This window comes from Saccharopolyspora antimicrobica, from assembly GCF_003635025.1.
In the GTDB taxonomy this organism is placed as follows: domain Bacteria; phylum Actinomycetota; class Actinomycetes; order Mycobacteriales; family Pseudonocardiaceae; genus Saccharopolyspora; species Saccharopolyspora antimicrobica.
The window spans coordinates 4,069,439-4,082,922 of sequence record NZ_RBXX01000002.1; the positions used below are offsets into that span (position 1 = coordinate 4,069,439).

The 13,484-nt window shown below is 71.0% G+C and carries 16 protein-coding genes; 12 read left to right on the plus strand and 4 right to left on the minus strand.

Annotated elements, in window-relative coordinates; all coding sequences use genetic code 11:
* Positions 1–59: 59 nt before the first annotated feature.
* The gene (locus ATL45_RS19875; RefSeq protein ID WP_093159910.1) at positions 60–842 is read right to left on the minus strand and encodes an SDR family NAD(P)-dependent oxidoreductase; all 783 of its coding nucleotides are present in this window, start codon (positions 840–842) and stop codon (positions 60–62) included.
* A gap of 105 nt (positions 843–947) precedes the next feature.
* On the opposite strand from ATL45_RS19875, the gene ATL45_RS19880 reads away from it, so the two are divergent.
* Positions 948–1,499 (plus strand): TetR/AcrR family transcriptional regulator, encoded by a 552-nt coding sequence (locus tag ATL45_RS19880; RefSeq protein WP_246025440.1) that lies wholly within the window; start codon positions 948–950, stop codon positions 1,497–1,499.
* 3 nt (positions 1,500–1,502) lie between these two features.
* Here the strand turns inward: ATL45_RS19880 and ATL45_RS19885 are convergent, their stop codons facing one another.
* Positions 1,503–1,691 (minus strand): hypothetical protein, encoded by a 189-nt coding sequence (locus ATL45_RS19885; protein ID WP_093159906.1) that lies wholly within the window; start codon positions 1,689–1,691, stop codon positions 1,503–1,505.
* A gap of 245 nt (positions 1,692–1,936) precedes the next feature.
* Between ATL45_RS19885 and ATL45_RS19890 the strand changes: the two genes are divergently transcribed.
* The 10 genes from ATL45_RS19890 to ATL45_RS19935 all read left to right on the plus strand — a co-directional run bounded on the left by ATL45_RS19890 (position 1,937) and on the right by ATL45_RS19935 (position 11,248).
* Positions 1,937–3,628, plus strand: a complete 1,692-nt coding sequence (locus tag ATL45_RS19890) for a sodium:solute symporter family protein (protein ID WP_121505370.1) — start codon at positions 1,937–1,939, stop codon at positions 3,626–3,628.
* Positions 3,629–3,644: 16 nt separating this feature from the next.
* Positions 3,645–3,905: a hypothetical protein gene (locus ATL45_RS19895; protein WP_093146806.1), complete on the plus strand. Its 261-nt coding sequence runs from the start codon at positions 3,645–3,647 to the stop codon at positions 3,903–3,905.
* A 111-nt stretch (positions 3,906–4,016) separates the two neighbouring features.
* Positions 4,017–5,000: a hypothetical protein gene (locus ATL45_RS19900; protein ID WP_143121547.1), complete on the plus strand. Its 984-nt coding sequence runs from the start codon at positions 4,017–4,019 to the stop codon at positions 4,998–5,000.
* Between the two features lie 72 nt (positions 5,001–5,072).
* Entirely contained in the window at positions 5,073–6,587 is a 1,515-nt protein-coding gene (locus tag ATL45_RS19905) for an aldehyde dehydrogenase family protein (RefSeq protein ID WP_093146804.1), read from the plus strand.
* A 135-nt stretch (positions 6,588–6,722) separates the two neighbouring features.
* The gene (gene dhaK / locus ATL45_RS19910) at positions 6,723–7,718 is read left to right on the plus strand and encodes a dihydroxyacetone kinase subunit DhaK (protein ID WP_093146803.1); all 996 of its coding nucleotides are present in this window, start codon (positions 6,723–6,725) and stop codon (positions 7,716–7,718) included.
* 13 nt (positions 7,719–7,731) lie between these two features.
* Positions 7,732–8,367 carry a dihydroxyacetone kinase subunit DhaL gene (gene dhaL / locus ATL45_RS19915; RefSeq protein ID WP_093146802.1) on the plus strand — a complete coding sequence of 212 codons (636 nt, stop codon included), beginning with the start codon at positions 7,732–7,734 and terminating at the stop codon, positions 8,365–8,367.
* Entirely contained in the window at positions 8,367–9,041 is a 675-nt protein-coding gene (gene dhaM, locus ATL45_RS19920; protein ID WP_177241892.1) for a dihydroxyacetone kinase phosphoryl donor subunit DhaM, read from the plus strand. The genes dhaL and dhaM overlap by 1 nt, the downstream gene beginning before the upstream one ends.
* 103 nt (positions 9,042–9,144) lie before the next feature.
* Complete coding sequence (locus ATL45_RS19925) at positions 9,145–10,122, plus strand: DUF3558 domain-containing protein (protein ID WP_093146800.1); 978 nt, start codon at positions 9,145–9,147, stop codon at positions 10,120–10,122.
* A gap of 21 nt (positions 10,123–10,143) precedes the next feature.
* Positions 10,144–10,452, plus strand: coding sequence for an Rv1322 family protein (locus ATL45_RS19930; RefSeq protein WP_439332461.1), 309 nt, complete (start codon positions 10,144–10,146; stop codon positions 10,450–10,452).
* Between the two features lie 46 nt (positions 10,453–10,498).
* The gene (locus tag ATL45_RS19935) at positions 10,499–11,248 is read left to right on the plus strand and encodes an alpha/beta hydrolase (protein ID WP_093146798.1); all 750 of its coding nucleotides are present in this window, start codon (positions 10,499–10,501) and stop codon (positions 11,246–11,248) included.
* A 47-nt stretch (positions 11,249–11,295) separates the two neighbouring features.
* On the opposite strand, the gene ATL45_RS19940 is transcribed toward ATL45_RS19935, so the two are convergent.
* Together ATL45_RS19940 and ATL45_RS19945 are read right to left on the minus strand one after the other, a co-directional pair.
* Positions 11,296–11,811, minus strand: a complete 516-nt coding sequence (locus tag ATL45_RS19940; RefSeq protein ID WP_246025441.1) for a GNAT family N-acetyltransferase — start codon at positions 11,809–11,811, stop codon at positions 11,296–11,298.
* A 79-nt stretch (positions 11,812–11,890) separates the two neighbouring features.
* Entirely contained in the window at positions 11,891–12,406 is a 516-nt protein-coding gene (locus ATL45_RS19945) for a GNAT family N-acetyltransferase (RefSeq protein WP_170210284.1), read from the minus strand.
* 175 nt (positions 12,407–12,581) lie between these two features.
* On the opposite strand from ATL45_RS19945, the gene ATL45_RS19950 reads away from it, so the two are divergent.
* Positions 12,582–13,334: a 3-hydroxybutyrate dehydrogenase gene (locus ATL45_RS19950; protein WP_093146795.1), complete on the plus strand. Its 753-nt coding sequence runs from the start codon at positions 12,582–12,584 to the stop codon at positions 13,332–13,334.
* The last annotated feature ends 150 nt before the right edge of the window (positions 13,335–13,484 follow it).

The window sequence follows — 13,484 nt, forward strand, 5'->3', positions numbered from 1 at the left end:
CGCCTGGAGCGGCGGGGAACCTCCCGGCCGTGGGTGACAGGAAGGTTCCCATGCTCGCATCAGGCCGTCTTGATGGCGTTGCCGTCGACGAGGTGGTCGGCGCCCGCGGTGCTCGCCGCGTGCGGTGAGGCGAGGAAGGCCACCAGCGCGGCGACTTCGGCCGGGTCGACCAGTCGCCCGGTGGTCATGCCCGCTTCCGCCGGCAGCCGGGCGAGCAGTTCCTCCAGCGGGATGCCGAAGGACTGCGCCAGCTTGGCGCCGTGCCCGTCGGGGCTCTCCCAGAGCGCGGTGCGGGTCGGGCCGGGGGAGATGGTGTTGACCCGGACGCCGCGCGGTCCTACTTCGGTGGCCAGCGCTTTGCCGAAGGCGGTCAGCGCGGCTTTCGCCGTGGTGTAGGGCATCGGTCCGGCGTGCGGTTGCCGGGCGCCGTTCGACGAGATGTTGATGACGGTGCCTTCGCGGCTCAGCAGGCTCGGCAGCGCCGCGCGGGTGGTGCGGACGGCGCTGAAAAAGTTCAGCTCGAAGGTCTGCTGCCACTGCTCGTCGGTGAGGTCGGTGAATCCGGCGAGCAGATCGCCGTCGCCGCCGCCGACGTTGTTGACGAGCAGGTCGAGCGGCCCCGCTTCGGCGATCGCCCGGTCGACCAGGTGCCGCGGGGCGTCGGGGCCGGACAGGTCGGCGGGGATCCCGATGGCGCCCGTCGCCGCCAGTTCCGGCGAGATGGTGCGCGCCGTCGCGATCACGCGCATGCCTTCGGCGGTGAGCGCGGATGTGATGGCCAGGCCGATTCCGCGGCTGGCGCCGGTCACGAGGGCGGTCTTGCCGGAAAGTCGCAGGTCCACGCCTGCCTCCTCTGTTGCGTCTGGAGTGACGCACCAGACGATATAGATGCAACATCCATGTTGCAAATAAGGGGCGAGCTGGGACGCTGTTGTAGTGTTCGTCCGATGACTCGAGCGATGCGGGCGGATTCGGAGCGGACGGTCCAGGTGATCCTGGAGGCCGCCGAACGCGTGCTGCGCGCGGATCCGGCCGCGTCCATGGCGCAGATCGCCGAGGCCGCGGGGGTTGCGCGCACCACGGTGCACCGCCGGTTCGCCAGCCGGGAGGCACTGGTCGAGGCGATGGCCGTCTGGGCCGCCGAGCAGTTCCGCGATGCGGTCGCGGCGGCGCGTCCCGACAGCGCTCCACCGCTGGTCGCGCTGCACCAGGTCACGGTCAACGTGCTGCGGGTGAAGGCCGACTGGGGGTTCGCGATGAGCCGGACCGCCGTCGGCGAGGGCGAGTGCATCCACGAAGAGGTGCGGCAGGCGTGCGTGCGGCTCTTCCAGCGCGCCAAGGACTCCGGCGCGCTGCGCTCCGACGTCGACGGGGAGTGGGCGCGGCGGGTCTACTACGCGCTGATCCACGAGGCGGTCGAGATCGGGCAGGGCGGTGACGACGTCGACGAGCTGGCGGCGCGCGTGGTCGACACCCTGCTGACGGGCGTCGGCGCCTAGCGGTCAGGTGCGGTCGGGCCCGTTGTGGGCCCGGCAGGCGTCCAGGTGGAACGCCGACCTCGGGACGATCAGGTCGGTCAGATGCCGCAGGAATCCGGCCGACCGCTCGGGTGCGGAGCCGGTCTCCGCGGTGGGATCGATCGGGTCCTCGGCGAGACTGGCGGCGATCGCCAGGTCGATTCGGGCGTTCACAGCTCCTCCCCCTCGGCCGCTGCGCGTGTGCCATTCGCGACCGTACCGGTCACAATCCGTTGTCCGGGTGTTGCGCTCCGCAATATCACTCGCATGGCCGTGCCCGGAGACGCGGGAGATCGATTCAGTTGCGGGATCCAACGAATTGATATCGGTCCGATGTGAGCTGCGGCACTGTGCGGTACTGTCCGGCTTCGGTTGCCCAGTGGTGGTTGTCGTTGGACTTTGTTGGGTCTGGAGGTGGGGTGGCGGTGCTGCTAGCCCAGGGACGGCTGTTGGACGCGAATGCCGTCGATTATGTGTTGTTGGCGTTGTACTTCGTTTTCGTGCTGGGTATTGGTTATGTGGCGCGGCGTGCGGTGTCGACGAGTCTGGACTTTTTCTTGTCGGGTCGCGCGTTGCCCGCGTGGGTGACGGGGTTGGCGTTCATCTCGGCCAATCTGGGTGCGATCGAGATCATTGGCATGTCGGCCAATGGTGCGCAGTACGGGATGCCGACGATGCATTATTTCTGGGTCGGTGCGGTGCCTGCCATGCTGTTTCTGGGCGTGGTGATGATGCCGTTCTACTACGGCTCGAAGGTCCGTAGTGTCCCGGAGTTCATGTTGCGGCGTTTTGGTCGTGCGGCGCATTTGGTGAACGGTGTGTCGTTCGCGGTGGCGCAGGTGCTGATCGCCGGGGTGAATCTGTATTTGCTGGCCAGCATCGTGAATGCGTTGCTGGGGTGGCCGTTGTGGGTGTCGGTGTTGTGCGCGGCGGCGATCGTGTTGTCCTACACGGCGCTGGGCGGGTTGTCGGCGGCGATCTACAACGAGGTGTTGCAGTTCTTCGTGATCGTGGCGGCGTTGTTGCCGTTGACGATCGTGGGGTTGGTGAAGGTCGGTGGGGTGCGGGGTCTGGTGGAGAAGATCTCGGCGGGTCCGGGTGGCGCGGAGCAGCTTTCGGCGTGGCCGGGTACGGAGCTGACCGGGTTCGCCAATCCGGTGTGGAGCGTGGTGGGGTTGGTGTTCGGGTTGGGGTTCGTGCTGTCGTTCGGGTACTGGACGACGAATTTCGTCGAGGTGCAGCGGGCGATGGCGTCCAAGAGCATGTCGGCGGCGCAGCGGACGCCGATCATCGGGGCGTTCCCGAAGATGTTCATCCCGTTCATCGTGATCATTCCGGGGATGATCGCGGCGGTGGTGATCCCGGAGCTGGGTGCCTACAAGCAGGCGGGGGCGCCGGAGGGTGCGGGGGTCAGCTACAACGATGCGATCTTGCTGCTGATGCGGGATCTGCTGCCGAACGGGATTCTGGGGATCGCGCTGGCGGGGTTGCTGGCGTCGTTCATGGCGGGGATGGCGGCGAACCTGTCGTCGTTCAACACGGTGTTCACCTACGACATCTGGCAGTCGTATGTGGTGCGGGACCGGGATGACCGGTATTACCTGAACATGGGCCGGTGGGTGACCGTCGGGGCGACGGTGGCGGCGGTCGGCACGGCGTTCATCGCTTCGGGTTATGCGAACCTGATGGATTATCTGCAGCAGTTGTTCTCGTTCTTCAACGCGCCGTTGTTCGCGACGTTCATCCTGGGGATGTTCTGGAAGCGGATGACCCCGCACGCGGGGTGGGCGGGTCTGGTGGTGGGCACGGTCTCGGCGGTGGTGGTCTTCGCGCTGGCCGAGACCGGGGTGCTGGATCTGCCGGGGCAGGGCGCGAGTTTCGTGGGCGCCGGGGTGGCGTTCGTGGTCGACATCGTGGTCAGCGTGGTGGTCAGTCTGGTGACGCGGCCCAAGCCGGAGGCCGAGCTGGCGGGGCTGGTGTATTCGCTGACGCCGCGGTCGGCGCGGCAGGCGGCTACCAGCGGTGAGGACGCCGGCTGGTACCGGCGGCCCGGTCTGCTGGCGGGTATCGCCCTGATCCTGGTCATCGCTCTCAACATCGTCTTCGCCTGACCGAGGAGGTCTTCCCATGCCAGGTCGCGATTCCGGCCACACCGCGGGTGCCTTCGACATCCGCTCCGTCATCGCGCTGCTGTTCGCCATCTACGGCGCGGTGCTCGTCGTCGTCGGCGTGGTGCAGCCGCACGCCGAGATCGAGAAGTCGGCGGGCGTGAACATCAACCTCTGGGCGGGCGTCGGGATGCTCGTCTTCGCCGCGGCGTTCGTCCTCTGGGCCCGGCTGCGCCCCATCAGGGTTCCCGACGAACCCGCCGAAACCGGCGAGCACTGATCGCACGGCCGGTGACGGCGTCCGCACGCTGTGCAGCGGACGCCGGCACCGCCGCGCTGGAACGGCCGGTTCCCGTCCCGGGGACGCGGACCGATCGCTAGTGTGATCGGCGTGTTCCGACGCGTTCCCCTGATCGCCGCGCTGCTCAGCGCGTTCGCCGTGGCCGGTTGCGCTTCGCCCGGGGTCGAGCCGACCGTTTCCGAGCGGCGGACCGTCGATCTGCCCGACATGAACGTGGACAAGCCGGGCCTGCTCGACCCGGCCTTCGCGCCCGAGCGGCTGCGCGGGGTGGACGTGTGCGAGACGCTGCGCGCCGCCGGGCTCGAGCAGTACGGCACGCCCGCCGCGTTCCGGCAGGAGGGCTTCGGAACCTGCGCGAACTACATGAAGAACCACGAGGGCAAGGAATTCACCGTCACCCTCTACTTCGACGACGGCCTGTCCGATCCCAGCCGCCACCGGATCGGCGGGCTGCCCGCCACGGTCCGCGACAACGGCTCCGGGTCCTGCTTCGCGAGCGCGGCCTACGCCGGTGCCGACACGCGCCTGTTCGAAGAGCCCCGGGGCCTGACCATCCAGCTCGCCACCGAGCAGAGCGACGTCTGCTCGCCCGCGGTGCAGATGCTGACCGACGCCGTTGATGTGCTGCGCACCAAGCCGCCGGTGAACGCGCGGACGTCGGGCGGGCTGGCCGGTTTCGACCCCTGCCAGCTCGCCGACCCGGCAGTGCTGCGCGACGCGATGGCGGGCGGCACCCCCGATGCCAGCGGCGGCCGCGGGCTCTACGAGTGCGTGTGGTCCGCGGAGAACAGCGTCGTGGCGAAGGTCAGCCTGAAGTTCGGTGCCATGGAGGACACCGAGGTCCCGCCGAACGTGCCGCCGCCTCCGCCGATCGACCTGGGCGGCGCGCCGACCAGCGTGGTGGTCACCGCCGATCCGCCGGGCTGCGCGATCGAGTGGGAGCACCGCAAGGGCGACGGCGGCAGCGAGTTCGTGCACGTCGCGATCTCGAACATGAAGCGCATCCCGATGGATCCGTGCGTCAGCGCCGGGAACCTGGCCCGGCAGGTGCGGGCGAAGCTGCCCGCGGTGTGACGGTCCCGGTCGGCCCCCTGATTCCGTAGGCTGCCCGATGACAACGACCGACGTAAAGGTGGGAGGCCGGCCATGACCCAGACCGCCCGAGGCGACGTCGAGATCCAGTCCGCGACCAGCGCGGAGTCCTCGATGTTCGAATCGATCGACCCTCGCACCGGCGAGGTCGTGGGGCATCACCCGATCCACACCGCGGCGGAGGTCGACGATGCGGTGGCGGCAGCCCGCGCCGCCCAGGAGGCGTGGGCCGAACTCGGGTTCTCCGGGCGCAAGCAGCGGCTCGACCAGTGGCGCAAGCTGCTGGCCAAGCGGGTGGACGAGCTGGCCGGGCTCATCTGCGCGGAAACCGGCAAGCCGCTCGACGACGCCAAGCTCGAACTGGTCCTGGTGATCGATCACCTGCACTGGGCGGCGACCAACGCCGAGAAGGTGCTGAAGCGCCGCAAGGTCTCGTCGGGCTTCCTGATGTCCAACCACGCGGCCACCGTCGAGTACCTGCCGTTCGGCGTGATCGGCGTGATCGGCCCGTGGAACTACCCGGCGTTCACGCCGATGGGCTCCATCGCCTACGCGCTGGCCGCGGGCAACGCGGTGGTGTTCAAGCCCAGCGAGCTCACCCCCGGCGTCGGGCAGTGGCTGGCCGACAGCTTCGCCGAGGCGGTGCCGGAGCACCCGGTCTTCCGGCTGGTGACGGGCTTCGGCGAGACCGGGGCGGCGCTGTGCCGGTCCGGGGTGAACAAGGTGGCCTTCACCGGTTCCACCGCCACCGGCAAGCGGGTGATGGCCTCCTGCGCCGAGAACCTGGTGCCGGTGCTGGTCGAGTGCGGCGGCAAGGACGCCCTGATCGTCGATGCCGACGCCGACCTGGCCGCGGCGGCCGACGCCGCGGTGTGGGGCGCGATGTCCAACGCCGGGCAGACCTGCATCGGCGTGGAGCGGGTCTACGTGGTCGACGCGGTCGCCGACCGCTTCGTGGAGATGATCACCGAGCGCGCCGGGAAGCTGCGGCCGGGCGGTGAGCCGGGCGCCAACTTCGGGCCCATCACGATGCCCTCGCAGGTGGACGTGATCCGCAGGCACATCGACGACGCGCTGGAGCGCGGTGGCCGCGCGCTGGTCGGCGGCGAGCACTCGGTGCGCCCGCCGTTCGTGGAGCCGGTGGTCCTCACCGACGTGCCGGAGGACTCCCTCGCGGTCACCGAGGAGACCTTCGGGCCGACCATCGTGGTGCGGCGGGTCCGCGACGTCGACGAGGCCGTGGCCCGCACCAACAGCACCCGCTACGGGCTGGGCGCGACGGTGTTCTCCCGGGCCAGGGGCGCGGAGCTGGCGCGGCGGCTGCGCTCCGGCATGGTCGCGGTGAACTCGGTCGTCGCCTTCGCCGGGGTGCCCTCGCTGCCGTTCGGCGGCGTCGGCGATTCCGGGTTCGGCCGGATCCACGGCGCCGACGGGCTGCGCGAGTTCACCCGCCCGCAGTCGGTCACCCGCCTCCGGTACCGGATCCCGCTGAACCCGATGAGCTTCGGCCGGTCGAAGGGCACCATCCGGCGCATGGTGCGGTTGGTCAAGTTGGTGCGCGGGCGCTGATCGACGCGCCGTTTGCGCTGGGCTTGCGCCGGGGATGACAGGAAGGTTCCCTTGCTCTCGCACCCCCGGCCCGGCGCTGGGGGCGGTGGAGACACACGGCGCGGCGGTGAGCGGCGCAGGCAAGGAGGCCAGCGGGTGAAGAAGATCATCAACGATCCGGCGGCGGTGGTCGCCCAGTCGTTGCAGGGCATGGCCGTGGCGCATCCCGACCTGCTGCGGGTGCGCACCGATCCCGCCGTTGTCGTGCGCGCGGACGCGCCGGTGGCGGGCAAGGTCGCGGTGGTGTCCGGTGGCGGTTCCGGGCACGAACCGCTGCACGGCGGGTTCGTCGGTGCCGGGATGCTGGCCGCGGCGGTGCCGGGCGCGGTGTTCACCTCGCCGACCCCCGACGCGGTGCAGGCCGCGATCGAGGAGACCAACGGCGGTGCGGGTGTGCTGCTGGTGGTCAAGAACTACACCGGCGACGTGCTCAACTTCGAGACCGCCGCGGAGCTCGCCGGGCTGGACGGCGTCGACGTGCGCAGCGTGATCGTGGACGACGACGTGGCGGTGAAGGACTCCACCCACACCGCGGGCCGCCGCGGCGTCGGCGGCACCGTGCTGCTGGAGAAGATCGTCGGCGCGGCTGCCGAGCAGGGCGCCGACCTGGACCGCTGCGAGGAGCTGGCCAGGCGGGTCGTGGCGCGGGTGCGGTCGATGGGCATGGCGCTGACCGCGCCGACGGTGCCGCACGCCGGGCAGCCCAGCTTCGAGCTCGCCGCCGACGAGATGGAGATCGGCATCGGCATCCACGGCGAGCCCGGCCGGGCCCGGGTGCCGCTGACCTCGGCCGACGACATCGTGCGCCGGCTGCTCGAACCGATCCTGGAGGACCTGCCCTTCGAATCCGGCGACGAGGTGCTGCTGTTCACCAACTCGATGGGCGGCACTCCGCTGCTGGAGCTCTACCTGGCGCACGGCATCGCCGAGCAGTTGCTGGCCGAGCGCGGCATCCGCGTGCGCAGGAGGCTGGTCGGCCCGTACATCACGAGCCTGGAGATGCAGGGCATGAGCCTGACCCTGCTGAAGCTGGACGATGAGCTCACCGAGCTCTGGGACGCGCCGGTGCACACCGCCGCGCTGCACTGGTGAGGGAGAACGCCGGATGGGTTGCACTGCACAAGACGTGATCGCGGCGCTGCGCGCGGGGGCGGCCACCGTCACCGAGCACCGCGACGAACTGATCGAGCTGGACCGCGTGATCGGCGACGCCGACCACGGGGAGAACATGGCCCGCGGTTTCCGCGCGGTGGCGGCGAAGATGGACACCTCCGCGCCGGAAACGCCCGGCGCGGTGCTGAAGTTGTGCGCCACCGTGCTGATCTCCACCGTCGGCGGCGCCTCCGGCCCGCTGTACGGCACGGCGTTCCTGCGCGCGGCGGCAGCCGTCAGCGATGCGCCGGAGCTGGACGGCACGGCGGTCGCCAAGGCCGTGCAGGCCGGGCTGGAAGGCGTGGTCGCCCGCGGCCGCGCGGAGGTCGGGGACAAGACCATGGTCGACGCGCTGACACCGGCGGTGGAAGCGGCGAAGAACGCCGCGGAATCCGGTGAGGGCCCGGCGAAGGTGCTGGCCGCGGCGGCCGAAGCCGCCCACCAGGGCGCGCAGGCCACCGAACCGCTGGTGGCCCGCAAGGGCCGCGCGTCCTACCTCGGGGAGCGCAGCGCCGGGCACATCGACCCGGGCGCCCGCTCGACCGCGCTGCTGCTGTCCGCATTCGCCGAGGCCGCGGGAGGTCGCTGATGAACGTCGGACTCGTCATCGTCTCGCACAGCACCAGGCTGGCCGAAGGCGTGGTGGAACTCGCCCAGCAGATGGCGCCCGAGGTGCGGGTGATCCCCGCGGGCGGGCTGCCGGACGGCAACATCGGCACGGACTTCGAGAAGGTCTCGGCCGCGCTGTCGGACGCCAACACCGGACAGGGCGCGGTGGTGCTCTACGACCTGGGCAGCGCGCAGATGATCGCGGAGCTCGCGGTGGAGTCGCTCGGCGACCCGAGCACCGCGCTAGTCGTGGAAGCGCCGCTGGTCGAAGGAGCGGTCGCCGCAGCCGTCGCCGCGCAGGGCGGTGCGGCGCTGGCGGCGGTCGGCCGGGCCGCGGAATCCGCGGCGGAGGGCGGTGAACTGGCCGAGCCCGGTGCGCCGGAGACCGGTGAGATCCGCGAAGAGCTGGAGCTGACCAACGAGGTCGGGCTGCACGCGCGGCCGGCGGCGCTGCTGGCGCGCAGCCTCACCGGACTGCAGGCCACCGTCAAGCTCACGCTCGGCGACAACGAGGCCGACGCGGCCAGCGTCCTCGGGGTGATGGGGCTGGGCGCCCGCAAGGGCGACCGGATCGTCCTGCACGCCAGCGGTACCGACGCGGCTCAGGCGGTGGAGCGCATCCTCGACCTGGCCAAGCGCAACTTCGACGAATAGCCCGCCTCGGGAAGCTGCGAGCATGGGAACCTTCCTGTCATCCGTGACAGGAAGGTTCCCTTGCTCGCGGCTGGATTCCGCGGCGCCGGGTTAGGGTGGATCGATGTCGTCGCGTCTCCGCCACCGAGGCCTGCCGCTGCTGTTGTTGTTGGTTCTGCTGGTGGCGGGATGCACTCCGGGCGGCTCGCCGCAGGCGCCCGCCGCGCCGCAGCGGGACGAGTCGGGCACGGCTCGGGCCTCGCTCGGTGATCTGCGCACAGTGGACCCCTGCACGCTGACCGATCCTGCCGCGTTGCGGGATTTCGGCACGGCGGAGAACGCCGGAACCGTTTCGCTGGACTACTGCCTGCTGCACGTCAAGCTCGCGAACGGTTCGCTGGTGCAGCTCGCAGTCGGCGAGCTGGGCCCGGCACCGGATCCGCAGGCGAGCCCGGTCGTGCCGCGTGGTTCGCTGCGGATCGTGCAGAACGCGCCGCTTCCCGGGCACTGCACCCGCGAGATCCTGTTCACCGATGGACTCGCGCTGCGGGTCAGCGCCGATCTGCTGGCGGGCGATCCGGCTTCCGGCCTGTGCGGCATCGCCGAAGCCGGTGCGGAGGCGGCCACCGCGGCGCTGGAGCAGCGCCGCGTCGGACACCGGGAGTTCCCGGTGAACTCGCTGGCCCTGGTCGATCCGTGCGAGGTGCTGGATTCCGCCGTGGTGCAGCAGGTTCCAGGTCTGGAAGAGGCGCAGGGGCAGCCGAGTCCCGCCGCGCACCAGTGCGCTTGGGGAGAGCAGGTCGCGGACTCGCCGCGCGTGCAGCTCACCCACACGGCAGGTGATCCGCCGCAGGTGCTGCACGGGGCGGCGGTCGAGGAGGAGATCGCCGGTCGGCGCACCGTGATCAGCGTGGTCGGCGGTGATCCGCAGCTCCCGCTGTGCTCGGCCGAGACCGCGCACCTGCCGTTCGGCGCCACCGGGCAGGTCGAGGTCGCGCAGCTGGTGGTGGCCGTGCCGGGGATGACCGGGATCGACGCCTGCGAGTTCGCCCGCGGTCTCGCCGGGCAGGCATGGCCGCACCTCCCGGCGCTCGCCCCGTAGCCGGACCGTTACGGTTGTCGCGTGCCCAGACGCAATCGCCAGCAGCGCCGCCCGGCGGCTGACAGCAGCCACCGCGCGATGGGCACTGCGTTCGGCGCGTCCCGGGTCGAGCACGGTCCGGATGGCGAGTGGATGGTGCGCACCGTGCCCGCCGCGCAGGCCACCAAGGTCTACCGGTGTCCCGGCTGCGACCACGAGATCCGGCCGGGCATCGCGCACGTGGTGGCGTGGCCGAGCGCGGCGCACGGCGGCGTCGAGGACCGGCGCCACTGGCACAACGGCTGCTGGAACGCGCGAAGCCGCCGCGGGCCGACGCGGCGCTGGTCGTAGCACGTCACACCATGCCGACCACCCGTCCGTGGCAGGATCGGGGGCGATGAGCACCGAGATCCGCGCCAACACCGTGCTGCCTGCCCGCCGCGAGCAGATCACCCTGCACACCGCCGACGGCCTGCAGCTGATCGGCGAGCTCGCGCTGCCGGAATCCCGGCCGCCGCGCGCCACGCTGGTCTGCCTGCACCCGCTGCCCACCCACGGCGGCATGATGGACTCGCACATCTACCGCAAGGCGGCGTTCCGGCTGCCAGCACTGGCCGACCTCGCGGTGCTGCGGTTCAACACGCGCGGCACGGCCAGCGAGGCGGGCCGCAGCGAAGGCAGCTTCGACAGCGGCAACGCCGAGCGGTTCGACGTGGCGGCGGCGCTGGAGTACGCCGAGTTCCACGACCTGCCGAACGTGTGGCTGGTGGGCTGGTCGTTCGGCACCGACCTGACCCTGGTGCACGGCCTGGACCCGCTGGTGGAGGGCGCGGTGCTGATCTCCCCGCCGCTGCGCTGGAGCACCGAGGAGCACCTGCGCGCCTGGGCCGACTCGGGCAAACCGGTGCACGCGCTGATCCCGGAGTTCGACGACTACCTGCGCCCCGACGAGGCGCGGGAGCGCTTCGCCGCGATCCCGCAGGCGGAGGTGACCGGCTTCCCGGACACCAAGCACCTGTGGGTCGGCAAGGCCGAGGACGCGCTCGACGCGATCGTGCGGACCGTCGCACCGGACGTGCCGACCCCGCTGCCGCGCACCTGGGACGGGCCGTCGGAGACCCGGCAGGTCACCATCGTCAGCTCCTGAACGCGCTGGTCAGGGCGGTGGGTGACAGGAAGGTTCCCATGCTCGCATCAGCGCGCGGGTAGCCGGAACAGCACTTCGGGCCGGTCGTCGCGGCGGCGCTCCAGGACCCGCGCGAACCCGAGCTTCTCGGCGACCCGGATCGACGGGGTGTTGCCGACGTCGGTCACGATCACCACCGGTCGGTCGGGCCGGTGGCGCTGCGCCCAGCTCACCGCGGCCCGGGCCATCTCGGGCGCGTAGCCGCGGCCCCACGCGCTCGGCCAGAGGCGGTAGGCGAGGTTCAGCACCGGTTCGCCCTCTTCCAACGAGTGCCGCACGCCGCCGAAGCCGATCACCTCGGCGGTCTCGGCGAGCCGGATCGTCCAGTAGCCGATGCCGTCGACGGCCCAGTTCTGCCGGAAGTTGACGAACAGCTCGCGCGCCTGGTCCGCGGTCCGCCGCGACCAGCCGTCGTGCGGGTAGGCCTCCGGAGCGGAGTGCACCGCGATGAACACGTCGGCGTCGGTGGGCTCGAGGCGGCTCAGCACCAGCCGTTCGGTGCGGATCTCATCTGGTTCGACCACGCCGCGAACGGTAGTCCGCCGCCCCGTCACCGAGCAGCAGGTTTTCGGGGCGGGTGACAGGAAGGTTCCCATGCTCGCATCAGCGCGCCGCCAGCCGGAACACCACTTCGGGGTGGCCGTCGCGCTGGCGCTCCAGGTACCGGGTGAAGCCGAGCTTCTCGGCGAGGCGCACTGAAGCCGTGTTGGCCGGGTCGGTGACGATCCGCACGGTGCGGTCGGGGCGGTGGCGGCGCGCCCAGCCCAGCGCGGCTTCGACCATCTCCGTCGCGTAGCCCCGGCCCCAGGCGGTCGGGAAGAACCGGTAGTAGACGTTGAGCTCCGGGCCGTCGTCCTCGTCGTGGTGCTGCACGCCGCCGAAGCCGATCACCTCGGCGGTCCCGGCGAGCCGGATCGTCCAGTAGCCGATGCCGTCGGCGGCCCACTTCTCGCGGAACCGGTCGAGCTGTTCGAGGGCCTGCTCCGGGGTGCGCCGGAGCCAGCCGTCGTGGGGGTAGGCCTCGGGAGTGTTGTGCAGGGCGATGAACGCGTCGGCGTCGGTGGGCTGGGGACGGCTCAGCACGAGCCGTTCGGTGCGGATTTCATCAGGCTCGACCACAGGGCGAACAGTAGTCCGCCACCCAGCCGCTGAGCAGCAGGTTTTCGGGGTGCGTGACAGGAAAGTTCCCATGCTCGCACGGCCTCCGAGTGGGGAGTGGCGCTACTGGATCACGTCGACTTGTGGTGGATGAACACATAGGCGGTCGGTGCGCTGCGCCTTAACGTCCTACGGCATGAGTGACAACGGGCACGCCGGGCGGGTGGCCATGGTGACCGGCGCGGGCAGCGGGATCGGGCGGGCGTGCGCTCGGGCGCTCGCCGCCGCCGGGGCGGAGGTGCACGTCGTCGATCTCGACCGGGCGGCCGCCGAGCAGGTTGCCGCCGAGGTCGGCGGCCGGGCGCACGTGGCAGATCTCGCCGATCCCGGCGCGGTCGACGCGCTGCCCGCGGCGGTCGACGTCCTGGTCAACAACGCCGGTTTCCAGCACGTCGCCGCGCTCCCGGAGTTCCCGCTGGACACCTTCACCCGCATGCAGCAGGTGATGGTGACCGCCCCGTTCCAGCTCGTGCGCAACGCGCTGCCGCACATGTACGCCCGGGGCTGGGGGCGCATCGTGCACGTCTCCAGCGTGCACGGGTTGCGCGCCAGCCCGTACAAGGCCGGCTACGTGACCGCCAAGCACGCCCTCGAAGGTCTGTCCAAAGTGGTCGCGCTGGAGGGCGCCGCGCACGGGGTGACGAGCAACTGCGTCAATCCCGGGTACGTCGACACACCGCTGGTGCGCGCGCAGATCGCCGATCAGGCGGCCGCGCACGGGATCGACGAGTCCGAAGTGGTCGAAGACGTGCTGCTGCGGCGGGCCGCGCTCAAGGAGCTCATCGATCCCGAGGAGGTCGCCGAGCTCGTGCGCTGGTTGTGCGGCGATCACGCGGCGCACATCACCGGGGCTTCGCTTCCGATGGACGGCGGCTGGACCGCCGCCTGAGATTTGCGTGGCGGCGCGGGCAGCGGCACCTCAGACGCCGCCTGAACTGCATGGCCCCGATGCACGGCAGTCGAGCCGACGTCTGCCGAGGGCGGGCCGAACGGCTCCGGCGCTTCAAAGACGAAGACCAAGACCATAACCGGCACTGAC

Coding starts and splice junctions, on each gene's coding strand:
- ATL45_RS19880 (WP_246025440.1), top strand. CDS start 948: ATGACTCGAGCGATGCGGGCGGATTCGGAGCGGACGGTCCAGGTGATC.
- ATL45_RS19895 (WP_093146806.1), top strand. CDS start 3,645: ATGCCAGGTCGCGATTCCGGCCACACCGCGGGTGCCTTCGACATCCGC.
- ATL45_RS19905 (WP_093146804.1), top strand. CDS start 5,073: ATGACCCAGACCGCCCGAGGCGACGTCGAGATCCAGTCCGCGACCAGC.
- dhaL (WP_093146802.1), top strand. CDS start 7,732: ATGGGTTGCACTGCACAAGACGTGATCGCGGCGCTGCGCGCGGGGGCG.
- dhaM (WP_177241892.1), top strand. CDS start 8,367: ATGAACGTCGGACTCGTCATCGTCTCGCACAGCACCAGGCTGGCCGAA.
- ATL45_RS19925 (WP_093146800.1), top strand. CDS start 9,145: ATGTCGTCGCGTCTCCGCCACCGAGGCCTGCCGCTGCTGTTGTTGTTG.
- ATL45_RS19935 (WP_093146798.1), top strand. CDS start 10,499: ATGAGCACCGAGATCCGCGCCAACACCGTGCTGCCTGCCCGCCGCGAG.
- ATL45_RS19950 (WP_093146795.1), top strand. CDS start 12,582: ATGAGTGACAACGGGCACGCCGGGCGGGTGGCCATGGTGACCGGCGCG.